Origin of the sequence: Billgrantia saliphila (assembly GCF_002930105.1) — a bacterium.
GTDB classification, from domain to species: domain Bacteria; phylum Pseudomonadota; class Gammaproteobacteria; order Pseudomonadales; family Halomonadaceae; genus Halomonas; species Halomonas saliphila.
The window spans coordinates 223,803-244,863 of the sequence record NZ_PJRN01000001.1 but is presented as its reverse complement, the minus strand read 5'-3'; the positions used below and the strand labels follow the sequence as shown (position 1 = coordinate 244,863).

The 21,061-nt window shown below is 64.5% G+C and carries 21 protein-coding genes and 1 tRNA gene; 13 read left to right on the top strand and 9 right to left on the bottom strand.

All coding sequences use genetic code 11. The annotated features are described in order from the left end of the window. Positions 1-11: 11 nt before the first annotated feature. The 5 genes from accC (at position 12) to purH (ending at position 5,466) form a co-directional block, all read left to right on the top strand. Positions 12-1,352 carry an acetyl-CoA carboxylase biotin carboxylase subunit gene (gene accC, locus CYJ07_RS01170; RefSeq protein WP_104201829.1) on the top strand — a complete coding sequence of 447 codons (1,341 nt, stop codon included), beginning with the start codon at positions 12-14 and terminating at the stop codon, positions 1,350-1,352. Positions 1,353-1,419: 67 nt separating this feature from the next. Continuing rightward, positions 1,420-2,337 carry a 50S ribosomal protein L11 methyltransferase gene (gene prmA / locus CYJ07_RS01165; protein ID WP_104201828.1) on the top strand — a complete coding sequence of 306 codons (918 nt, stop codon included), beginning with the start codon at positions 1,420-1,422 and terminating at the stop codon, positions 2,335-2,337. Between the two features lie 77 nt (positions 2,338-2,414). Next, positions 2,415-3,458 (top strand): tRNA dihydrouridine synthase DusB, encoded by a 1,044-nt coding sequence (dusB, locus tag CYJ07_RS01160; RefSeq protein ID WP_104201827.1) that lies wholly within the window; start codon positions 2,415-2,417, stop codon positions 3,456-3,458. Further along, positions 3,455-3,805: a DNA-binding transcriptional regulator Fis gene (gene fis / locus CYJ07_RS01155; RefSeq protein ID WP_104201826.1), complete on the top strand. Its 351-nt coding sequence runs from the start codon at positions 3,455-3,457 to the stop codon at positions 3,803-3,805. Before dusB ends, fis begins: the two co-directional genes overlap by 4 nt. Before the next feature lie 77 nt (positions 3,806-3,882). Next, a complete protein-coding gene (gene purH, locus CYJ07_RS01150) occupies positions 3,883-5,466 on the top strand; it encodes a bifunctional phosphoribosylaminoimidazolecarboxamide formyltransferase/IMP cyclohydrolase (protein ID WP_104201825.1) in 1,584 nt (527 codons plus the stop codon). Positions 5,467-5,587: 121 nt separating this feature from the next. Here the strand turns inward: purH and CYJ07_RS01145 are convergent, their stop codons facing one another. The 4 genes from CYJ07_RS01145 to folE form a co-directional block, all read right to left on the bottom strand. Then, a complete protein-coding gene (locus CYJ07_RS01145) occupies positions 5,588-7,045 on the bottom strand; it encodes an NAD-dependent succinate-semialdehyde dehydrogenase (protein ID WP_104201824.1) in 1,458 nt (485 codons plus the stop codon). Positions 7,046-7,108: 63 nt separating this feature from the next. Next, positions 7,109-7,429: a hypothetical protein gene (locus CYJ07_RS01140; RefSeq protein WP_156085455.1), complete on the bottom strand. Its 321-nt coding sequence runs from the start codon at positions 7,427-7,429 to the stop codon at positions 7,109-7,111. 96 nt (positions 7,430-7,525) lie between these two features. Next, the gene (gene folX, locus CYJ07_RS01135; RefSeq protein ID WP_104201822.1) at positions 7,526-7,936 is read right to left on the bottom strand and encodes a dihydroneopterin triphosphate 2'-epimerase; all 411 of its coding nucleotides are present in this window, start codon (positions 7,934-7,936) and stop codon (positions 7,526-7,528) included. A gap of 78 nt (positions 7,937-8,014) precedes the next feature. Further along, entirely contained in the window at positions 8,015-8,572 is a 558-nt protein-coding gene (folE, locus tag CYJ07_RS01130; RefSeq protein ID WP_104201821.1) for a GTP cyclohydrolase I FolE, read from the bottom strand. Between the two features lie 270 nt (positions 8,573-8,842). On the opposite strand from folE, the gene CYJ07_RS01125 reads away from it, so the two are divergent. Beyond that, on the top strand, positions 8,843-9,406 hold the full coding sequence (locus CYJ07_RS01125) for a hypothetical protein (protein ID WP_104201820.1): 564 nt from the start codon (positions 8,843-8,845) through the stop codon (positions 9,404-9,406). A gap of 29 nt (positions 9,407-9,435) precedes the next feature. Here the strand turns inward: CYJ07_RS01125 and CYJ07_RS01120 are convergent, their stop codons facing one another. Beyond that, positions 9,436-10,425, bottom strand: coding sequence for a serine/threonine protein kinase (locus tag CYJ07_RS01120; RefSeq protein ID WP_104201819.1), 990 nt, complete (start codon positions 10,423-10,425; stop codon positions 9,436-9,438). Positions 10,426-10,490: 65 nt separating this feature from the next. Continuing rightward, entirely contained in the window at positions 10,491-11,246 is a 756-nt protein-coding gene (locus CYJ07_RS01115) for a ComF family protein (RefSeq protein ID WP_231489493.1), read from the bottom strand. A gap of 152 nt (positions 11,247-11,398) precedes the next feature. Between CYJ07_RS01115 and bioB the strand changes: the two genes are divergently transcribed. The 7 genes from bioB (at position 11,399) to bioA (ending at position 17,442) form a co-directional block, all read left to right on the top strand. After that, positions 11,399-12,496, top strand: coding sequence for a biotin synthase BioB (gene bioB, locus CYJ07_RS01110; protein ID WP_104201818.1), 1,098 nt, complete (start codon positions 11,399-11,401; stop codon positions 12,494-12,496). 5 nt (positions 12,497-12,501) lie between these two features. Further along, entirely contained in the window at positions 12,502-13,665 is a 1,164-nt protein-coding gene (gene bioF / locus CYJ07_RS01105; RefSeq protein ID WP_104201817.1) for an 8-amino-7-oxononanoate synthase, read from the top strand. Continuing rightward, on the top strand, positions 13,662-14,402 hold the full coding sequence (locus CYJ07_RS01100; protein WP_104201816.1) for an alpha/beta fold hydrolase: 741 nt from the start codon (positions 13,662-13,664) through the stop codon (positions 14,400-14,402). Before bioF ends, CYJ07_RS01100 begins: the two co-directional genes overlap by 4 nt. Further along, entirely contained in the window at positions 14,399-15,202 is an 804-nt protein-coding gene (locus CYJ07_RS01095) for a methyltransferase domain-containing protein (RefSeq protein ID WP_104201815.1), read from the top strand. Before CYJ07_RS01100 ends, CYJ07_RS01095 begins: the two co-directional genes overlap by 4 nt. Before the next feature lie 2 nt (positions 15,203-15,204). Further along, a complete protein-coding gene (bioD, locus tag CYJ07_RS01090; RefSeq protein WP_104201814.1) occupies positions 15,205-15,906 on the top strand; it encodes a dethiobiotin synthase in 702 nt (233 codons plus the stop codon). Between the two features lie 44 nt (positions 15,907-15,950). Then, positions 15,951-16,035 (top strand) — tRNA-Leu (locus CYJ07_RS01085). Positions 16,036-16,173: 138 nt separating this feature from the next. After that, a complete protein-coding gene (bioA, locus tag CYJ07_RS01080; protein ID WP_104201813.1) occupies positions 16,174-17,442 on the top strand; it encodes an adenosylmethionine--8-amino-7-oxononanoate transaminase in 1,269 nt (422 codons plus the stop codon). Between the two features lie 74 nt (positions 17,443-17,516). Here bioA and lpxC read toward each other — a convergent pair whose 3' ends face one another. The 3 genes from lpxC to ftsA form a co-directional block, all read right to left on the bottom strand. Next, entirely contained in the window at positions 17,517-18,428 is a 912-nt protein-coding gene (lpxC, locus tag CYJ07_RS01075) for a UDP-3-O-acyl-N-acetylglucosamine deacetylase (RefSeq protein WP_104201812.1), read from the bottom strand. Between the two features lie 110 nt (positions 18,429-18,538). Next, positions 18,539-19,708 (bottom strand): cell division protein FtsZ, encoded by a 1,170-nt coding sequence (gene ftsZ / locus CYJ07_RS01070; RefSeq protein WP_104201811.1) that lies wholly within the window; start codon positions 19,706-19,708, stop codon positions 18,539-18,541. A 33-nt stretch (positions 19,709-19,741) separates the two neighbouring features. Continuing rightward, positions 19,742-21,028 (bottom strand): cell division protein FtsA, encoded by a 1,287-nt coding sequence (gene ftsA, locus CYJ07_RS01065; RefSeq protein WP_104201810.1) that lies wholly within the window; start codon positions 21,026-21,028, stop codon positions 19,742-19,744. Positions 21,029-21,061 lie beyond the last annotated feature (33 nt).

Genomic DNA, 21,061 nt, shown 5'->3' with positions numbered 1-21,061 from the left:
GCGGACTCCCTATGCTGGACAAGGTTCTCATCGCCAACCGCGGCGAGATCGCCCTGCGAATCCTGCGCGCCTGCAAGGAATTGGGCATCAAGACCGTCGCGGTTCACTCCAAGGCCGACCGCGAACTGATGCACGTGCGCCTGGCCGACGAGGCCGTATGCATCGGACCGGCGCCCTCGGCCCAGTCCTATCTCAACATTCCGGCGCTGATCAGCGCGGCGGAAGTCACCGACTCCAGTGCCATTCACCCCGGCTATGGCTTTCTCTCCGAGAACGCCAACTTCGCCGAGCAGGTGGAGCGTTCCGGCTTCGTCTTCATCGGCCCCCGCGCCGAGACCATTCGCCTGATGGGTGACAAGGTCAGCGCCATCGAAGCGATGAAGAAGGCCGGCGTCCCCACCGTACCCGGCTCGGACGGTCCTCTCGGTGATGACGAGGGCGAGAACATCGCCATCGCCCGGCGCATCGGCTACCCGGTGATCATCAAGGCCGCTGCCGGCGGTGGCGGCCGCGGCATGCGCGTGGTGCACACTGAGGGCCACCTGCTGTCGGCGATCAATGTGACCCGCACCGAGGCGCACGCCGCCTTCGGCGATGGCACGGTGTACATGGAAAAGTTCCTCGAGCGCCCGCGCCACGTCGAAGTGCAGGTATTGGCGGACGGCCAGGGCAATGCCATCCATCTCTACGACCGCGACTGCTCGCTGCAGCGGCGCCACCAGAAGGTGCTGGAAGAGGCGCCGGCCCCAGGCCTCGATCCGGACGCCCGGGCCAAGGTTCTCGATGCGTGTCGCGAAGCCTGTATCGAGATCGACTATCGCGGTGCCGGTACTTTCGAGTTTCTCTACGAAGACGGCCAGTACTTCTTCATCGAGATGAACACCCGCGTTCAGGTGGAGCATCCTGTCACCGAGATGGTCACCGGCGTGGATATCGTGCGTGAGCAGCTGCGCATCGCTTCGGGCCTTCCCCTGTCGCTTCGCCAGGAAGACGTCAAGCTCAACGGCCATGCCTTCGAGTGCCGCATCAACGCCGAAGATTCCCGTACCTTCATGCCCTCCCCTGGCAAGGTCACTCTCTACCATCCGCCGGGCGGGCTCGGCGTGCGCATGGATTCGCACCTCTACACCGGCTATACGGTGCCGCCCCACTACGACTCGCTGATCGGCAAATTGATCACCTGGGGTGACAGCCGCGAAATCGCTCTCACGCGCATGCGCAACGGTCTCGATGAGCTGCTGGTGGAAGGCATCAAGACCAATACCGACCTGCACAAGGACCTGGTTCGCGACGGACACTTCCAGCAGGGCGGCGTCAATATCCATTATCTGGAGAAGAAGCTCGGCTCCTGAGTTCGAGTCTCGCTCCCGGCGGGGTGGCCATGGCCACCCCGCCTGCGTTACGCACGGAGAGATTCCCATGCCCTGGCTGCAACTCAAGGCACGCATCGCTCCTGAGCAGGCCGAGCTGCTCGAAGAGCTGTTGCTGGCCGAAGGCGCCACCGCCATTACGCTTCAGGATGCCCACGACGACCCGGTATTCGAGCCCGAGCGCGGCACCACGCCGCTGTGGAACGAAACGGTTCTGACCGGCCTGTATGACGACCTGGAAGGGCTCGAGGCCATGCTTGAGCGGCTGGCGGCGGCTTGGGCCGAAGAAATACCCGGCGAACCGTGTCCCGAGATCGAGCACGAGCTGCTCGCCGATCGCGACTGGGAGCGAGAGTGGATGGAGGATTTCCAGCCGCTGCGCATGGGTCGGCGTCTGTGGATCGTACCCAGTTGGCACCGGCCGCCGGAGCCCGACGCGGTCAACCTGCACCTCGACCCCGGGCTGGCCTTCGGCACCGGTACCCATCCCACCACGGCACTGTGCCTGGAATGGCTCGATGCCCTGGCCCTGGCGGATGGACTGACTGACCGCGAAGTTCTCGATGTGGGCTGCGGCTCGGGCATTCTAGCCATCGCCGCGCTCAAGCTGGGTGCGGCACACGCCACCGGTACCGACATCGATCCACAGGCGCTGCAAGCCAGCCGCGATAACGCCGAACGCAACGAGATCGACGAGCGCGAATTCATGCTCTGCTATCCCGAGCAGCTCGAGGCCGAGCGTGCCTTTCCCGTCGTGGTGGCCAACATTCTCGCCGGCCCACTGGTCGAACTGGCCTCGATGATCGCCGGCCACGTGGCGTCGGGCGGGCGCCTGGCGCTTTCCGGCATTCTCGAACGTCAGGCCAATGAAGTGCTGGAAGCCTACCGCGCCCAGGGAATGATCATGGACGAGCCCGAGACACGCGAGGGCTGGGTCCGGCTCAGCGGTCGCCGCCCGCCCGCCTGAGCCACGCCAATGGATTCCCTTCACCCCACTGCCATGGGGGCGTATGATATGCAGCCCCAAGCCCACTAGTCAGCATCATGTCCGATAGCCGTCCGCTGCCACAGATCGGCCGCCACCGTCTGCCCAACCGGATCATCCTGGCCCCCATGGCCGGCGTGACCGACCGCCCCTTTCGCCAGCTCTGCCGACGGCTGGGCGCGGGCCTGGTGGTGGGCGAAATGGTGACCTCGGATCCCGCGCTGTGGCACACGCGTAAGTCGCGCCAGCGCATGGACCATCGGGGCGAACCCGGCCCGCGCTCGGTGCAGATCGCCGGCGGCGATGCCGCGATGCTGGCCGAGGCGGCGCGGCTCAACGCCGCCCAGGGCGCCGAAATCATCGATATCAACATGGGCTGCCCGGCCAAGAAGGTCTGCAACAAGGCCGCCGGATCGGCGCTACTGCGCGACGAGTTGCTGGTCGCCGACATTCTGGAAGCGGTGGTGGCCGCCGTGAGCGTTCCGGTCACGCTCAAGATCCGTACCGGCTGGTGCGCGCAGAGCAACAATGGCGTGCGCGTGGCCCGACTCGCCGAGTCGGCCGGCATCCAGGCCTTGGCGGTACATGGCCGCCACCGACAGCAGCGCTACTCCGGCGAGGCCGAATACGACACCATCGCCGCCATCAAGCAGGCGGTAAGCATCCCGGTCTTTGCCAACGGCGACATCGATTCGCCGCAGAAGGCCGCCCGGGTTCTGGACTATACTGGTGCGGACGCGGTGATGATCGGCCGCGGCGCCCAAGGCAATCCCTGGATCTTTCGCGAGATCGACCACTACCTGCGCCATGGCAAGACCTGCTCGCCACCCGATGCCAGTGAACGAGCCGAGGTGCTACATGGCCATCTGCGCGCGCTGCACGATTTCTACGGCGCCTACATGGGAGTGCGAATCGCGCGCAAGCATCTCGGCTGGTATCTCGCTTCCGACAGCCGTTTCGATGCCGGCCGTCAGCGTGAGTTGAGGGCGACCTTCAACGCCCTGGAGCGGCCGGACGAGCAGTATCACTTCATCGACGATCTCTTTCGCCCCGCGAGCGATATCGCCTCGCCGTGGGCAACCAATGGAATCAGTGCCGCATGAACCGAGAAGCCTTCAACCGGAATGCCGACCTGTCGGGTCTCGACAATGGCCCCTGTAGTGAAATACCGGAGCTCGGCGGCCTTGAACCGCTGCCGGCCATTACGCCTCCCAGCCTGGCGGAGCAGCCGCTGCGCGCCGCCGTGGATGCCGCCATGCGACGCTACTTCGCCCATCTCGACGGAGGAACCGTGACCGACCTCTACGCCATGGTAATGACCGAGGTCGAGGCGCCCCTGTTGGCCGCCGTCATGGACCATACCCAGGGCAATCAGACCCGTGCCGCCGAGATTCTCGGCCTCAACCGAGGCACGCTGCGCAAGAAACTGAAGCAGCACGACCTGATCTGACGCTGCCGGACCCGCCGGCCGCTGCGCCATGCGCACCGGACCCTTTCCCTCAATCCTCGACACAGAGTTGCCCCACCATGGCCGAAACTTCCGCTCCCCAACCGGTTCGCCGCACCCTGATCAGCGTCTCCGACAAGACAGGGATCGTCGATTTCGCCCGCGCCCTCCAGGCCCGGGGAATCGTGCTGCTCTCCACCGGTGGCACCTACCGGCTACTACAGGAGAACGGTATCGAGGTGACGGAAGTCTCCGAGCACACCGACTTTCCCGAAATCATGGACGGCCGGGTCAAGACCCTGCACCCCAAGATTCATGGCGGCATCCTCGGCCGCCGCGGCCAGGACGATGACATCATGGCCAAGCATGGCATCGCTCCGATCGACATGGTGGTGGTCAACCTCTACCCCTTCGCCCAAACCGTGGCTCGCCCGGACTGCACGCTCGAGGACGCCATCGAAAACATCGACATCGGTGGCCCGACCATGGTGCGCGCCTGCGCCAAGAATCACGCCTTTACCACTATCGTGGTCAATGCTGGCGACTATGCGAAGGTAGTCGCCGAGCTCGACGCGCACGATGGCGCCGTCAGTGCCGAGACCCGCTTCGACCTGGCAGTGAAGGCCTTCGAGCATACCGCGGGCTATGACGCCGCCATCGCCGACTTTCTGGGCGGCCGAGTCTCCGGCAGTGAGGATGGCTTCCCGCGTACCTACAACGTGCAGTTCATCAAGAAGCAGTCCATGCGCTACGGCGAGAACCCGCACCAGGGCGCAGCCTTCTACGTCGAGGCCGACGCCCGTGAGGCCAGTGTCGCCACCGCGCGCCAGCTGCAGGGCAAAGACCTGTCGTTCAACAACGTGGCCGATACCGACGCCGCCTTCGAGTGCGTCAAGAGCTTCACCGACACCACCTGCGTGATCGTCAAGCACGCCAATCCCTGCGGTGTGGCGGTCGGCGCCACGCCACGCGAAGCCTACGACAAGGCTTTTGCTACCGACCCCACCAGCGCCTTCGGCGGCATCATCGCCTTCAATGTCCCGCTCGACGCCGAAACCGCCCGCGCCATCATCGACCGCCAGTTCGTCGAGGTGATCATCGCCCCCGGCGTCGAAGAAGAGGCCGCCGCTATCGTCGCCGGAAAGCAGAACGTGCGTCTGCTCGATGTCGGCGACAGCTGGCCCGGCGAGCGCGAGCACGCCCATGACTTCAAGCGCGTCACTGGAGGATTGCTGGTACAGGAGCGCGATCTGGGCATGGTCGGCCGCGACGAACTCACCGTGGTCACCGAGCGGGTGCCCAGCGAACAGGAACTTCGCGACCTGGCTTTCGCCTGGAAGGTAGCCAAGTACGTCAAGTCCAATGCCATCGTCTACGCCAAAGGCGGCCAGACCATCGGCGTCGGCGCCGGTCAGATGAGTCGCGTCTACTCGGCGAAGATTGCCGGCATCAAGGCGGCGGACGAAGGGCTCGAGGTTCCCGGCTCGGTCATGGCCAGCGACGCCTTCTTCCCCTTTCGCGACGGCATCGATGCCGCCGCGGAGGCCGGAATCACCGCAGTGATCCAACCCGGCGGCTCCATGCGCGACCAGGAAGTGATCGACGCGGCCAATGAAGCGGGCATCGCCATGGTCTTCACCGGCATGCGTCACTTCCGCCACTAGAGGCTGGAAGCTGGAGATCAGCCTGAACCAAGCTTAAAAGCACACCCCCGCCGGCAGCCGACGGGGGTGTTTTTCTTCCAGCTTCCAGCCGCGAAGCGGCGCTCTCAAGCTTCCGGCTCGATCAACCGAGATCGATGCAGAGATACTTAGTTTCCAGGAACTCCTCTATTCCCTGATGGCCACCCTCGCGGCCGAGCCCCGAGGCCTTGACGCCACCGAAGGGAGCGGCGGTATTGGAGATCAGCCCGGTATTGATCCCCACCATGCCGTACTCCAGGGCATCGGCGACGCGCCACACGCGGCCCAGATCCCGCGAATAGAAGTAGGAAGCCAGACCGTACTGGGTGTCGTTGGCCATCTGCACGGCATCCTCTTCGTCCTCGAACGGAAACACCGCGGCCAGCGGACCGAAGGTCTCTTCGTGCGCCACCTTCATGTCGGCATTGGCGAAGCTGATGAGCGTCGGAGTGAAGAAATTGCCTCCCAGCGGATGCGGATGCCCACCCAGCAGCAATTCGGCGCCCTTGTCGACGGCGTCGTGCACGTGCTCGCTGACCTTGTTCACCGCCTGGTCGTCGATCAGCGGACCGATGTTGATATCGGGTTCGGTGCCATTGCCAACCTTGAGCTCGCTGTTCATCGCTACCGCCAGCTTCTCGCAGAAGGCATTGACCACGCTGGATTGCACCAGGAAGCGATTGGTGCAGATACAAGTCTGACCGGCGTTGCGGAACTTGGCCGCCATGGCGCCCTCCACCGCGGCATCCAGGTCGGCATCCTCGAACACGATGAAGGGTGCATTGCCACCGAGTTCCAGCGAGATCTTCTGGATATGCTGTGAGGCGCGCGCCATCAGCTCGCGGCCGACTTCGGTGGAACCGGTGAAGGTGATCTTGCGCACCAGCGGCGACTCGGTGAGCGCCGCCGCGATTTCGCCGGCACGCCCCGGCACCACATTGAACACACCGCGAGGAACCCCGGCGCGCTCGGCCAGCAGCGCCAACGCAGTGGCGGAGAACGGCGTCTGGCTGGCGGGCTTGATGACGATGGTGCACCCTGCCGCCAGTGCCGCCCCGGCCTTGCGCGTAATCATTGCCGCCGGAAAGTTCCAGGGCGTGATGGCGCCGACCACGCCCACCGGCTGCTTGGTGATCACGATACGCTGATTGGGCTTGCCTGCAGGAATGGTCTCGCCATAGATGCGTCGCGCCTCTTCGGCGTACCAGCGGATGAAGCTGGCGGCGTAGGCGATCTCGCCGGCCGCCTCCTTGAGTGGCTTGCCCTGCTCGTAGGTCATGATCTTGGCCAGGTCTTCCTGATGCTCGAGCATCAGTTCGTGCCACTTCATCAGGATGTCGGCCCGCTCTTGGGCGGTGAGCCCGCGCCAGCCGACCAGCGCCGCATCCGCCGCGGCAATGGCCCGCTCGGTCTCGACGCGTCCCAGCCGCGGCACGGTGCCGAAGGTCTCTCCCGTCGCAGGGTTGATGACCTCGATCTGTTCGCCGCTGTCGGCGGCGACCCAACTGCCATCGATATAGGCGAAGGGGCAATAGAGTTGTGTTTCCTTGAGAGCTTCCATGTCATGTCTCCCGGCCTCGTAGGCCTCGATTTCAGCGATGCGTGGTCTTGAAACCTTTCCCTGTCACGGCGTTTCGGTAGCGCGCTGCCCGGACGCCTCTCGGGGCGCACCTTCCTCCGGCAGCGTTGGCTGCAACATAGCCGTCAGTATGGCAAGTATCAGCACCAGCGCGATGGCGATCCAGCAGAAGGGGCGGCCAATGTAGCGCTGGGGCTGGCGATGTATCTGGCGCAGCCCAATGAGCGCAAAGATGGCGGCGGCGAAGTTCACCGGAAGCAGGCTGCCCTCGAACAGCAGAGCGACGATCGCCGTGATGATGGCCGCCATCGCCCAGGGCGAGTAGCGCCGTCGTGATGGGGCGGGGGGAGGAGTTTCGCTTGCCAACGCCGCGTCTCTCTATGGTTTCAAAACCTCCATGCTAAGCGCAAAGCCTGGCCATGACCAAACGCCGCGTGACGTCTACTGTGGGTGTCGCTTCGCTCAACGCTCGCGTCGCGGCTCGCGACTCGCCGAGAGGGTGACGGAGACCGAATCGGCGAAGCGTAGCGCATGCGGCTTGTCGATCTCGACCTGTGCGGTAAGCACCGGCTCGTGGGACATGATGAGGTCCAGCACTTCGCGCGTCATGCGCTCGAGCAGCTGGAAGCGGCCGCCCTCCACCAGGCCGATCACCGCCTTGGTGATGGTTCGATAATTGAGCGCCTGCTCGATGAGATTGAACTCGACCGCCTTGTCGGCACGATAGCGAATCACCGCATTGATCACCACGTCCTGCCGATTGAGGACCTCCTCCTCCTTGATACCGATGAAAGTACGCAATCGCAGGTTCTTGATGCGGATCGTAGCCAGATCGTGATCGAGATGCTGGTCGTCGAGGGCATGCAGCGTCATGACGTCAAGCTCCAAGTGGAGGAAGAGAGCCGCTCATGGCAGATCCCAAAAATACTCCCCAATACTACGGGCGCATGCTTAGCGACCGCTGACCAGGGTCAGGAACTCCTGCCGTGTGGTCAGGTTGTTACGGAAAGCGCCCAGCATCACTGAGGATGTCATGCTCGAATTCTGTTTCTCGACACCTCGCATCATCATGCACAGATGGCGTGCCTCGATCACCACGGCAACGCCACGCGCCTGAGTCACCTGCTGCACGGCCTCGGCGATCTGTCGGGTCAGGTTCTCCTGGATCTGCATGCGCCGCGCGAACATCTCGACGATGCGAGCGAACTTGGAAAGCCCCAACACTCTGCCACTCGGCAGATAGGCTATATGGCATTTGCCGATGAAGGGCAGCAGGTGGTGCTCGCACATCGAGTAGAGTTCGATATCCTTGACCAGCACCATCTCATCGGTTTCGGACTCGAAAACGGCGCCGTTGACGATTTCTTCGAGCGCTTGGGCATAGCCGCGCGTCAAAAACTGCATGGCCTTCGCGGCCCGTCTGGGCGTATCGCGCAGGCCTTCCCGGTCGGGATTCTCGCCCAGTTCGAGTATGATCTGTCGGTAGTGGTTCGCAAGTTCTTCGGTCATGGTCAGGCCCTGTGCCGAGAGTTATCGGTCGTTTCGTGATGGCCTGGCCACCACCGCTTCATACCAGCTCCATAGGGATGGATTCTTGTACGAATAGCGTTCTTCCCAAGGCGACATTCTATCGTAACCGACATCCGCTCGCAGGCCGAAGATGACCCACTCCGGGCCGCCCCTGCGACATTCCTGCCGCTGCCGGTGCGAGGTGCCTATGGTAGACTCGCGGTATCGATACTGCTCACACGCAGCCTCCATTTATACCGAGAGCCCGTTATGATCAAGATACCGGACGCCCGAGCGACCGCCGCCGGATTGGCCCTTCTTCTCCTGCCCTTGGGCGCCGCTGCCGCTACCCTGTCGCTACCCACCGATGCCCGCCTCGCCGTGCAGACGGTCGACGAACTGGTCTTCGAGGATGGCAGCGATCGGCGCGACGATATCCTGCTACGCCCTGTCAGTGGCGTTGCCGAGGCCACCGATACGCTTCCGGAGTACTGTGTGGTCGTCGCCGATGCTCGCCAGGAAGGAGCTCGTCTGCGCATCACGACCAAGGCTCTCACTTGTATCGAGACCAGCAGCGACGACAGCCGCATCTACAGCGGCGAAATATCCGCAGCCGCCTACGAACTGGATGACAGCTACGGCATTCCCGCCTGCGATTCCGGTCGCTGCGTGCTATCGTCCGATCACACCTTCCTGCTCAGGCTGGCCGACGACATGACCATCGAAGAGCAGGACAATCCCTCCGAGCGCATCAACGAGCAGCGTCGCCAGGCCGACGGTACCGGTGTCGCCAACCCGATCCCCGCCCAGCGCCCGGATCCCGACGACGAGTGAGCACGACGCTCCCGCACCCTGCGGGAGCATCACTCCGCCAGCCAGCGCGGCCTTCGCTCGAGTACCTGGCGCTGCTGCTCCAGCTGACGTATATGGCTTTCCCAGTAACCGCTGTCCGCCACCCAGGGGAAAGCCTGCGGGAACGCCGGATCCCCCCAGCGCGCTACCAGCCATGCGCTATGCCGCATGAGCCGCAGCGTACGCAGCGGCTCGATGAGCGTCAGCTCGCTACGGTCGAACTCACGCTGCTGCTCATAGCCTTCCATCACTTCCGAGAGTTGCATGTGCCACTCCGCCTCGTGCTCGGCAGTTAGCAGCATCCATAGATCCTGCATTGCCGGCGCCATCAGGCAATCGTCGAAATCGACGAGGGAGAAATGCTCGTCGCGCCCCAGGATGTTGCCGATATGGCAATCCCCGTGTACGCGGATAGCGCGTTCCGCGCTCCAGGCATGGGGCTTCAGGGCGGCATGCAGAGCTTCCGAGACGCGCGCGTAGGCCTGGCGCTGGCGCCGATCCAGCCAAGGACTGGACAGGACGCGCTCCTGCGCCTCGCGCACCATGCCGTCGAGATCGAGTCGCTGGCGGTGGACGAAACCGGCACGCTCGCCCACGGCATGAACGGCACCGATCAGCTCGCCCAGAACGAACAAGTGGCTTGGATTCTCGAGCTCCGGTGCCTGCCCGGGTATCTGCGGAAACAGCGCCAGGCGGAATCCTTCGGCTCGGTGCAGGCTATGCCCCGTCGCGCTCCGCCAAGGAGCTGCGACGGACACGCCGGTGCGCTGCAACTCGTCGAGAAAATCATGCTCTTCCTGGATCTGAGCGTCGCTCCAGCGATCAGGGCGATAGAACTTGGCTATCCAGCGCCGCGCCTCGTCGTCATGGAGGAGAAACACACGGTTTTCGTAGCTGTTCAGCGTAAACGGTTCGCCGGGCAGCCAGAAACCGAGCGACTCCACCGCCGCCACGACGCGGGCCGGCGAGAGTTCAGCGAAGGGGTGAGACGCTTGCGACATGATCGATTCCGGGGTGGAAAACCCCATGTTAACAGGCCAGTCGTCTCGATGGGCATGTCGACCGCCTACAGCGGTGTGCGCGCGACAGCCCAGGCCTCCACCTCACGCGCTCCGGCCGCTCGACAGGCCTGCGCCAAGGCGTCCAGCGTGGCCCCGGTGGTCATGACGTCGTCGAGCAGTGCCACCCGCGACGGCAGCCCTCCCTCGACCAGAAAGCCGTTGCGAAGGTTGCGGTAGCGCTCTGCCCGATCCAGGCCTCGCTGCGAGCGCGTGTGATTGAGCCGCTGCGCCCGGTGAAGCGCCAGTCGGTAGCGCCGGGCCAGTCGCCTTGCCAGCCAGCCGGCCTGATCGAAACCGCGCTCGCGAGCGCGCTGGGGGTGGAGAGGCACCGGCACGAGCGCCTGCGGCCAAGCCAGGGCTTCCTGCGGCAGGCCGCGCTCGAGCAGCTCCAGCAGCACCGTGCCGGCGCGTGGGGAAGCGTGAAACTTGAAACGCTGCATCAATCGCGCCACATCGCCCTCGTAGCGCAGCGCCACGCGAGCGCGAGCGAAGGCGGGGGGTCGTTGCAGGCAGCGGCCGCAGCGTCGCCCCGCCAGCGACCCCGAAGGCTGCGGTTCGGCACAAGCTGGGCAAGCCGGCAGGTTCCACGGCAGCACCTCGAAGCAGGCCTTGCACCAGGGGCGCTCGCGCTCGGCCGGCGCCAGGCAGAAACCGCAGCGGCCAGGCAGCGCCTGGCGAAGGGTCGCATCGACACCACGCCATAGAGACGACAGCCGTTCATTTCCCCACCGCCCTATTCCTCGCCTACGTCGTGCCTTCAAGTCCGCCTCCCCGCGATCCGAATGTCAGCGCTACCGTTGGTGGCGCCACTGGTTAACCAGCCCAACTTCTCGGAGTTGACAGCCGCTTCATTTCACGTAACCTCGCTAGTCAACCCATTATCCCTATCAGGTTGACGACAAGCGAGCCCTCCATGCCCGACGCCCAGCAAGCCACCTATAACGACGCGTCCAGCCAGGCCGCCATCCGCCACGATTGGACGCTGGCCGAGATCGAGGCGCTCTTCGCGCGGCCCTTCAACGATCTGCTGTTCCATGCTCAACAAGTGCACCGTCAATATTTCGATCCCGGTGCCGTGCAAGTTTCCACCCTGCTTTCGATCAAGACCGGCGCCTGCCCAGAGGACTGCAAGTACTGTCCACAGTCCGGTCACTACACGACAGGCCTGGACAAGGAAAAGCTGCTGGAGATCGAGAAGGTGGTGGAGCAGGCTCGTGCGGCGAAGCAGGCCGGCGCCAGCCGCTTCTGCATGGGCGCCGCCTGGCGCAGCCCACGGGAAAAGGATTTCGACGTCGTGCTGGAAATGGTCGGTCGGGTCAAGGCACTGGGACTCGAGACTTGCATGACGCTGGGCATGCTCGACGACGAGCAGGCCAAGCGACTCTCGGACGCCGGCCTCGATTATTACAATCACAACCTGGATACCTCGCCGGAGTACTACGGCGAGATCATCACCACCCGCACCTACGCCGACCGTCTGGAGACCCTCGCCAACGTGCGCGACGCCGGCATGAAAGTCTGCTCCGGCGGGATTCTCGGCATGGGCGAGGCACCACGGGATCGCGCCGCACTGCTGCAGCAACTCGCCCGTCTCGATCCGCATCCCGAATCGGTGCCGATCAACATGCTGGTCAAGGTGCCCGGCACGCCCCTGGAGAGCGTCGACGACCTGGACCCCATCGATTTCATACGCGCCATCGCCGTCGCTCGCATCGTGATGCCATCCAGCCACGTGCGCCTCTCCGCCGGCCGCGAACAGATGAGCGACTCGACCCAGGCCCTGGCTTTCCTCGCCGGCGCCAATTCGATCTTCTATGGCGAGCGACTATTGACCACGGCCAATCCGCAGGCGCAACGCGACCGCGAGCTATTCGCCAAGCTCGGCTTGCATCCCGAGCGTCGCGACACCTGCGTCGACAACGCCCGGGCCGAGGTGGATCTCGAAGCGCAGCTGGCCCGCAAGGCCGCCACGCAACCCAGCGAACTCTTCTACGACGCCGCCCGGGCCTGACGGCTATGCGTCACGCCGAATGGTCGACACTGCTGGCCGAGCGCGCCCACCTGCAGCGCGACCGCGGGCTATGGCGCGAGCGTCGCCTCCAACGCCGCCACCCTGGCCGCAGCAACAATCTGCGCGACTTCGCCGGCAACGACTATCTGGGGCTCGCGCAGGAACCCAGGCTCGCCGAAGCGCAGGCCGAAGGCGCGCGCCGCTTCGGCGCCGGCGCCGGCGCCTCGCATCTGGTCAGCGGCCACCTCGAAGTCCACGAAGCGCTCGAAGAACGGCTTGCCGCGTGGGTAGGCCGCCCAAGGGCATTGCTCTTCTCGACCGGCTACATGGCCAATCTGGGCACGCTGCAGGCCCTGTGCGACGCAGGCACCCATGTGTTTCAGGACCGACTCAACCACGCCTCGCTGCTCGACGGTGCCCGCCTGGCGGGAGCGCGCTCGAGGCGTTTCCATCATCGCGACCTAGACGACCTGGACCGACTGCTCGCCCGTGCACCGTCAGAGGCTCGCCGCCTGGTGGTCAGCGACGGCGTGTTCAGCATGGACGGCGACATCGCCGATGTCGCCGGACTGTCGGCCACGAGCGCTCGTCATGGCGCCTGGACGATGATCGATGATGCCCACGGGTTGGGTGTCCTCGGCCCCGCCGGGGATGGTTGCGTCGGCCGTTTGCATGGCTACGATGCGGTGCCGGTGCTGGTCGGCACGCTGGGCAAGGCGCTGGGTACCGCCGGCGCCTTCGTGGCCGGTAGCGAAGCGCTCATCGACCATCTGATCCAGTTCGCCAGACCTTATGCCTATACCACGGCCCAACCCCCGGGCGTGGCCGCCGCGACGCTGAAAGCGCTCGACGTCCTCGCGGCCGAGCCCGAGCGTCGCGAACGCCTGCACGCGCTGATCGCCTACTTCCGCCACGAGGCGCGACGTCTCGTTCTTCCGCTGACGAATTCGGTCACGCCGATTCAGCCACTGCGGCTCGGCGACAGCCAGCGCACCTTGCACTGGGCGGCGAGGCTTCGCGACTCGGGCCTGCTGGTCGGTGCCATACGCCCGCCAACGGTGCCTCGCGGCGAAGCGCGCCTGCGCATCACCCTCAGCGCGGCGCATACCTGCGACGATATCGATATGCTGCTGGAAGCCCTGGCGCGTCTGGCCGAGGAGGTGGTATGACGCCTCTGGTACTGCTCTCGGGCTGGGGCATTGACGCGCGCATCTGGCAGCCCTTGGCTCCCCATTGGTCGGCGAACCAGGCGGTTCATGCCCCCGACTGGCCGGGCTACGGTGAGCGTCTCGGCGTGCCCGTACCGGCATCGCTCGACGCCCTGGCCGACTCGATGTGCCACGACCTACCGCCGAGCGCCATCTGGGTCGGCTGGTCGCTGGGAGGGTTGCTGGCGGGTGCGTTGCTCGATCATCTACCGCCGCCACGAGGGTTGGTACTGCTCGGCATAGGGGAACGTTTTTGTCGCAGGAGCGGCGTCACCTCCGCCGAGTTGGCCACTTTCCGTCGCGCCTTCGGCCGTCACCCGCACGCCACCTGGCAACACTTCCTGCGTTGGCAGCTACTGGGCGAGCCCGCCCCACGTCTTGCCCATCGTCGCCTGCTCGATCTCATCGGCCACGCGCCCCCCGCCACGTTGCAGGCCCTGGCGACGGGCCTGGAGCAGCTGTCGAGTATCGACCTGACCGTGCAATTATCGGCACCACCCTGCCCGATTCATCGCATTGCCGGCGCACACGACCCCTTGGCGCCTACGACCGAACGCCACCAGGTCGACTCGCTGCTGGCCGATACCGGTCACTGCCCGATGCTGACGCGGCCCGATGACCTGGCGCAGCTTCTCTCAGCGCTGGCGGACGAAGCCGGAAGAGTCGTTCCGGCATTCACGGCAGGAAGGGACCGATGATTCACTCTCCCGCCGGCAGCATCGCACCCGCAACGTGGCAACACATAGAGTGGCGCCGTCATGTGGCGCGGGCCTTCTCGCGCTCCGCGCATCGCTACACACGGCTGGCCAGGGCCCAGCAGGCCATGGGGGCAGCGCTGTGGTCGCAGCTACCTCCCCGGGCCGACCGCGTGCTCGACCTGGGCTGTGGCCCGGGCCACTGGAGTCGACGGCTGGCGGATCGCTTCGGCGCCAAATGCCAGGTCGTTGGGCTGGACGTTTCCCTGGGCATGCTCGAGTCGGCCGCCGCCACACATTCGGACATTCGTTGGCTCTGCGGAGATGCCGCCAGCCTGCCTCTGGCTGATAGCGCCGTATCGCTGGTCTTCTCGAACCTGGCGCTCCAGTGGTGCCCTGATCTCGACGCTGCGCTGGCCGAAGTGTATCGCGTGCTCCGTCCCGGCGGGCGAGCGCTGATCAATACCCTGGGCCCCGGCACCCTGCGGGAAGTCGCACACGCCTGGGACGCGCCCACCGCCCTGCTCGATTTCCGTTCACGCCAGCAGCATCTCGCATCCGCGCGACGGGCCGGCTTCGCCCGGGCGTACTGCGAGATCGCCACGGAGCGCTTCCATTACCCCGACCTGGCAGCGGTCATGGCCTCGATCAAGGGAGTCGGCGCCCAGACCCCACGCCCCGCCGCGCATCTCACCCGCACGGACCTGGCACGTGCCGAGCGTCGCTACGAGACGCTGCGCACCTCGGCGGGTCTGCCTGTCAGCTACTTTCGCCTGACGCTGCGCCTCGACAAGGAGAGCTAGCCATGCCGAGTTTCTTCGTGACAGGTACCGACACCGACGCCGGCAAGACGCTGGTCAGCGCCGGGCTGCTGGCGCTGGCCCGCTCGCAAGGTCTGACCACGCTGGGACTCAAGCCCGTCGCCTCAGGGTGTATGGCCACTCCCGCAGGGTTGCGCAACGACGATGCCCTCGCACTGCAGGCACGCAGTGTGCCAGCAGCGGACTATGTCACGATCAATCCTTTCGCTTTCGAACCCGCCATCGCTCCACACCTGGCCGCTCGCCAGGCAGGCGTCAGCCTTGACCTCGCCCAGCTCTGTGAGCGCATCGCGCCCTGGCTGAACGAGCGCCGCGATGTCGTTCTCGTCGAAGGCGCCGGAGGGTGGCGCGTGCCTCTCAACGAAACCGAAGATCTTGCTGAAGTGGCGTTACGCCTCGGCCTGCCAGTGATTCTGGTGGTCGGACTCAAGCTCGGCTGTCTCAACCACGCGCGTCTGACGGCCGAGGCCATACGTGCCGATGGTGCGCAGCTCGTTGGTTGGGTGGGCAATCTGCTTGATGCCGATTTCGCTCGCGACGCTTCGCTCTATGCTGACAACCTCACAACACTGCAGCGGACCCTCGACGCCCCGTGTCTCGGCGTGGTACCGCGGTTGCGCCGGGTTGCCCCCGCAAGGCGCCCGGAGGCCGCCATCGCCCATCTCAGGCTGCCCGATGGCGATTGACTTGCGACCGGGGGTCCGTACAATGTGGACGCCTGCCCAACCGTGCGGATGTGGTGGAATTGGTAGACACGCCAGATTTAGGTTCTGGTGCCTTCGGGCGTGGGAGTTCAAGTCTCCCCATCCGCACCATCTTGAAGTGTCAGCGTACCCCTTGCCGGCTACCTTGGCCTTGCCTGACATGAGCGCCCGTTCGCTCAGTGCGTCCGCGTGCGCGTCTATCCCCACAACCCACCCCGCTCTTCCTTTCCGCTACCCAACGGAGGCGATATGACATCCCCCGTATGGCATCCCTATGCCCATCTCGCCACGCAGCCGACCGCGCCCAAGGTGGTTGGAGGTGCCGGGCCGCGCTTCACTCTGGAGGGCGGCGAGCAGCTGCTCGATGCCACATGCTCCTGGTGGTGCATGATCCATGGCTATGCGCACCCGCGCCTGGTGACAGCCATCAAGGAGCAAGCCGATACCTTGTGCCACGTCATGCTGGGCGGGCTGATACACGATCCTGCTGAGCGCCTGGCCCGAGAACTCGTGCGGGTGACGCCGCCTGGGCTCAATCACGTGTTCTTTTCCGACAGCGGCTCGGTGGGCATGGAGGTCGCCATGAAAATGGCGGTGCAGTACCACCGCCTGATGGGCAAGCCCGACAAGGCCCGCATGCTTTCGTTGATGAAGGCCTATCACGGCGACACCGCAGGCTGCATGGCGGTCTGCGACCCCGAAGAAGGCATGCATTCGCTATTCTCGGGCTATCTGCCCCGGCACCACTTCGCCCCGGCCCCCACGGCGACCTTCGATGCCGAATACGATGCGGTAGCAAGCGACCTCGCCGCCCTGCGCGCCATACTCGAGCAGCATCATGACGAGATCGCCGCCCTGCTGATGGAACCGCTGCTGCAAGCGGCGGGCGGCCTCAACATGACCTCGCCGCACTATCTGCGGGGCGCACGCGAGCTGTGCGACGAGTTCGACGTGCTGCTGGTCTTCGATGAGGTAGCGACCGGCTTCGGTCGCACCGGCAGGCTATTTGCCGCCGACCATGCCCAAGTGACGCCGGACATCATGGTGCTTTCAAAGGGACTGACCGGCGGCTACCTGGGACACGCGGCAACGCTGGCAACCGATCGCGTGCACGACGCCTTCATCGGCGACACGCCGCAGCACGCCTTCATGCATGGTCCCACCTTCATGGGCAATCCGCTGGCATGCCGCGTGGCACTGGAAAGTCTCGCCGTGTTCGAGGAAGAGGACTATCTGGAAAAGATCACCGACCTGAGCCGGGTGCTGCGCGAAGAGTTGCTGGTAGATCAAGGCCTGCTTGCTCATCCTCAGGTGCGCGACGTACGCGTCCTGGGAGCTACCGCAGCGATCGAGGTCGAGGATTCCGTTTCGCTGCGCGGCGTCGCAGAGCATGCCAGGGCACATGGCGTCTGGCTGCGCCCTTTTGGCCGCTGGCTCTACACCATGCCCGCCTACATCACGCCGGAGGCGGATATGCGCCTCATTGCGAGCACCATGAAGAAATGGTTCTTGCGCTGAACGCGACAGCGCCGCCCTAAGGCGGCGCTGTCGCTATGTGTCGGCAGGGTCGGCTGAGCCTTAAACTTGCTGCGTCAGGCCATGGCCGGCTGGGCATAAGAGATCGGCGCCAGCTCACGCTCGTTCTCGAAGGTGACGATCTCGTAGGCATCGGGTTGGGCCAGCAGGGCTCGGCACAGCTGATTGTTCAGCGCATGTCCCGACTTCAGGCCGCGGAACTCGCCTATCAGGCTGTAGCCGAGCAGATAGAGATCGCCAATGGCGTCGAGCACCTTGTGTTTGACGAACTCGTCCTCGTAGCGCAGACCGCCCTCGTTCACGATGCGGTAGTCGTCAACCACGATGGCATTGTCTAGGCTGCCACCCAGCGCCAGATTATTGGCCCGCAGGTATTCAAGGTCGCGCATGAAGCCGAATGTCCGGGCGCGCGACACTTCCTTGACGAAGGAAGTGGTCGAGAAATCCACCACGGCGGTCTGCTTCTGGTCCTCGAAGACCGGATGATCGAACTCGATGGCGAACGACACCTTGAAGCCCTGGTGCGGCAGGAAGCGTGCCTCCTTGCCGTCCTCCTGCACCACGACTTCACGCTTGATGCGGATGAACTGCTTGGGCGCTTCCTGCTCGGCGATGCCCGCCGACTGGATCAGAAAGACGAAGGGCCCGGCGCTGCCGTCCATGATCGGCACCTCGGGGGCGCTGAGGTCAATGTAGGCATTGTCGATACCTAGGCCTGCCAGCGCGGACATCAGGTGTTCGACGGTCGCGACCTTGACCCCGTCGCGTGACAGCGCGGTGCACAGGGTCGTGTCATTGACCAGCATGGCACTAGCCGGCACCTGGACCTCGGGATCGAGATCGGTGCGCACGAACACGATACCCGTGTTCACCGGAGCCGGACGCAGCGTCAGATAGACCTTCTTGCCGGAATGGAGGCCAACGCCGGTGGCGCGGATGGTGTTTTGCAGGGTGCGTTGTCTGATCATGGGCAGTAGCCAGGCGGTTGTAAGTTATCAAACACCGTTCACTATAACACCGAACAAGTGTTTCAACAAAAAAACATCTCTGGCCCTGCCCGATCGTACAATAGCTTTTATCAATCAGCCTGACGACGCAGGAAGGCCGGAATATCCAGATAATCGTCCAGTTCCTGAGGCGATCGACGCTTCTCCGGCTGCGGCTTGGCGGCCTCCTGGGGCTCGGACTTGGCCACGGCGCTCTGCTGTCGCAGGGCCGGCTGCGGACGCTGGCGATACTCACTGCCCTCGTTGCGCTTGACGGTATCGCGCCCCGCCGCTTTGACTTGACGCCCTTCCAGTCCTGCCGCCACTACCGTGACACGCAGCTCGTCGGTCATGTCCATGTCGATCGAGGTGCCTACTACGATGGTAGCGTCCTGCGAGGCGAACTCCTGCACCGTGGCACCGACATCGTTGAACTCGCCGATGGAGAGATCCGGCCCCGCGGTAATATTGACCAGGATGCCGCGCGCGCCATGCAGGTCGATGTCCTCCAGCAGCGGACTGCGGATCGCCTTCTCGGCGGCTTCGCGAGCCCGATTCTCGCCGGTAGCGCCGCCGGTTCCCATCATCGCCATGCCCATCTCGGACATTACGGTGCGCACGTCGGCGAAGTCGACGTTGATGATGCCGGGACTGGTGATCAGCTCGGCAATGCCCTGCACCGCCCCCAGAAGCACGTCGTTAGCGGCACTGAACGCGGTCAGCAGGCTGGCGTTCTTGCCCAGCACCGAGAGCAGTTTCTCGTTGGGGATGGTGATCAGTGAATCGACGTGCTCGGAGAGCTCCTTCATCCCCTCTTCGGCCACTCGCATGCGCTTGGGCCCCTCGAAGGGGAACGGACGCGTCACCACGGCCACGGTGAGAATACCCAGTTCCTTGGCCACCTGAGCGACCACGGGGGCCCCACCGGTACCGGTGCCGCCTCCCATGCCGGCGGTAATGAACACCATGTCGGCACCGCTGAGCAACTCGGCGATGCGTTCACGGTCCTCCATGGCCGCCTGACGTCCCACGTCGGGATTGGCCCCGGCACCGAGCCCTTTGGTGATCTCGTGGCCGAGTTGGAGCACCGTTTTGGCTGCCACACGCTTGAGTGCCTGGGCATCCGTGTTGGCACAGATGAACTCCACGCCTTCGATGTTGCTCTCGACCATGTGGTTGACGGCGTTACCGCCACCGCCGCCCACGCCAACGACTTTTATGACCGCACTGCTCGAGGGTGCGCTATCTACCAGTTCGAACATAAGCCCCGTCTCCTGGACCGCGCCGCGGCCCTGTCAAAAATTTCCTTTCAACCAGCCCTTGAGTTTTGCCAGCGCCGGAATCCCTTCCCATCCACCACGCTGGGAGACGTCATCACGCCTGGGTGGCGGTGCCGCTGCCACCCTGCTCTTGCGGCCATGCCCCTGGCGCGCTTCCTGAAGGGCGTAATGTAGCAAACCGACGCCGGTGGAATAAATTGGGTTGCGCACCACGTCGGAGAGTCCGCGCACGTTGTGAGGGCAGGCGATGCGTACCGGCATATGGAATATCTCCTCCGCCAGTTCGACCACCCCCTCCATGCGTGAGGTACCGCCGGTCAGCACCACGCCGGCCGCCACCAAGTCTTCGTACCCGCTGCGCCGCAGCTCGTCGCGGATGAGCGTGAAAAGCTCCTCGTAGCGCGGCTCGACCACTTCGGCGAGAGCCTGTCGCGACAGATCGCGGGAAGGCCGGTCGCCGACGCTGGGCACCTTGATCATCTCGTCGCTCGCCGCGAGCTGGGTCAGGGCGCAAGCGTACTTGACCTTGATCTCCTCGGCGTACTGGGTCGGGGTGCGCAGCGCCATGGCAATGTCATTGGTGACCTGATCGCCGGCGATGGGTATGACCGCCGTGTGGCGAATGGCACCTTCGGTAAAGACCGCGATGTCGGTGGTACCGCCGCCGATGTCGACCATGCAAACGCCGAGTTCGCGCTCGTCCTCGGTGAGTACGGCCATGCTGGAGGCGAGCTGTTCGAGGATGATGGCATCGACCTCGAGACCGCAACGTCGCACGCACTTGTCAATGTTCTGAACCGCATTGAGGGCGGCGGTGACGAGATGAACGCGCGCCTCGAGGCGCACACCCGACATGCCCAGCGGTTCGCGAATGCCGCCCTGGGTATCGATGGCGAATTCCTGAGGCAGCACGTGCAGGACACGTTGACCCTCGGAAATCGCACGCGCCCGGGCGGAATCGATGACTCGATCGATGTCCGAGGAAGTGACTTCGCGCTCTTTAATCGCGACTACGCCATCCGAGTTCATCGAACTGATATGACTACCCGCCACGCCGACATAAACCGAATGAATATCACAGCCGGCCATCAGTTCGGCTTCTTCGACGGCGCGCTGAATCGACTGCACTGTCGATTCGATATTGATCACCACGCCTTTCTTCATCCCGCGGGAAGGATGGGACCCGATGCCAGCGATTTCAATGCTGCCGTCATCGGTGGCTTGTCCGACGATGGCCACCACTTTGGATGTTCCGATATCCAGCCCGACTACCATGTTGGATGAGTTGGAAGTGACTGCCATGCGCCGGAGTGTCTCCTGAAACTTGACCCGCTG

What these genes read in the sequence shown, in the direction of transcription:
- CYJ07_RS01145 (WP_104201824.1), bottom strand. Translation starts at nt 7,045, where the DNA reads ATGGAAGCTCTCAAGGAAACACAACTCTATTGCCCCTTCGCCTATATC.
- CYJ07_RS01100 (WP_104201816.1), top strand. Translation starts at nt 13,662, where the DNA reads ATGACGCCTCTGGTACTGCTCTCGGGCTGGGGCATTGACGCGCGCATC.
- folX (WP_104201822.1), bottom strand. Translation starts at nt 7,936, where the DNA reads ATGACGCTGCATGCCCTCGACGACCAGCATCTCGATCACGATCTGGCT.
- ftsA (WP_104201810.1), bottom strand. Translation starts at nt 21,028, where the DNA reads ATGGCAGTCACTTCCAACTCATCCAACATGGTAGTCGGGCTGGATATC.
- CYJ07_RS01125 (WP_104201820.1), top strand. Translation starts at nt 8,843, where the DNA reads ATGATCAAGATACCGGACGCCCGAGCGACCGCCGCCGGATTGGCCCTT.
- folE (WP_104201821.1), bottom strand. Translation starts at nt 8,572, where the DNA reads ATGACCGAAGAACTTGCGAACCACTACCGACAGATCATACTCGAACTG.
- CYJ07_RS01095 (WP_104201815.1), top strand. Translation starts at nt 14,399, where the DNA reads ATGATTCACTCTCCCGCCGGCAGCATCGCACCCGCAACGTGGCAACAC.
- lpxC (WP_104201812.1), bottom strand. Translation starts at nt 18,428, where the DNA reads ATGATCAGACAACGCACCCTGCAAAACACCATCCGCGCCACCGGCGTT.
- bioF (WP_104201817.1), top strand. Translation starts at nt 12,502, where the DNA reads ATGCGTCACGCCGAATGGTCGACACTGCTGGCCGAGCGCGCCCACCTG.
- bioD (WP_104201814.1), top strand. Translation starts at nt 15,205, where the DNA reads ATGCCGAGTTTCTTCGTGACAGGTACCGACACCGACGCCGGCAAGACG.
- dusB (WP_104201827.1), top strand. Translation starts at nt 2,415, where the DNA reads ATGTCCGATAGCCGTCCGCTGCCACAGATCGGCCGCCACCGTCTGCCC.
- accC (WP_104201829.1), top strand. Translation starts at nt 12, where the DNA reads ATGCTGGACAAGGTTCTCATCGCCAACCGCGGCGAGATCGCCCTGCGA.
- prmA (WP_104201828.1), top strand. Translation starts at nt 1,420, where the DNA reads ATGCCCTGGCTGCAACTCAAGGCACGCATCGCTCCTGAGCAGGCCGAG.
- bioB (WP_104201818.1), top strand. Translation starts at nt 11,399, where the DNA reads ATGCCCGACGCCCAGCAAGCCACCTATAACGACGCGTCCAGCCAGGCC.
- CYJ07_RS01120 (WP_104201819.1), bottom strand. Translation starts at nt 10,425, where the DNA reads ATGTCGCAAGCGTCTCACCCCTTCGCTGAACTCTCGCCGGCCCGCGTC.
- purH (WP_104201825.1), top strand. Translation starts at nt 3,883, where the DNA reads ATGGCCGAAACTTCCGCTCCCCAACCGGTTCGCCGCACCCTGATCAGC.
- fis (WP_104201826.1), top strand. Translation starts at nt 3,455, where the DNA reads ATGAACCGAGAAGCCTTCAACCGGAATGCCGACCTGTCGGGTCTCGAC.
- ftsZ (WP_104201811.1), bottom strand. Translation starts at nt 19,708, where the DNA reads ATGTTCGAACTGGTAGATAGCGCACCCTCGAGCAGTGCGGTCATAAAA.
- bioA (WP_104201813.1), top strand. Translation starts at nt 16,174, where the DNA reads ATGACATCCCCCGTATGGCATCCCTATGCCCATCTCGCCACGCAGCCG.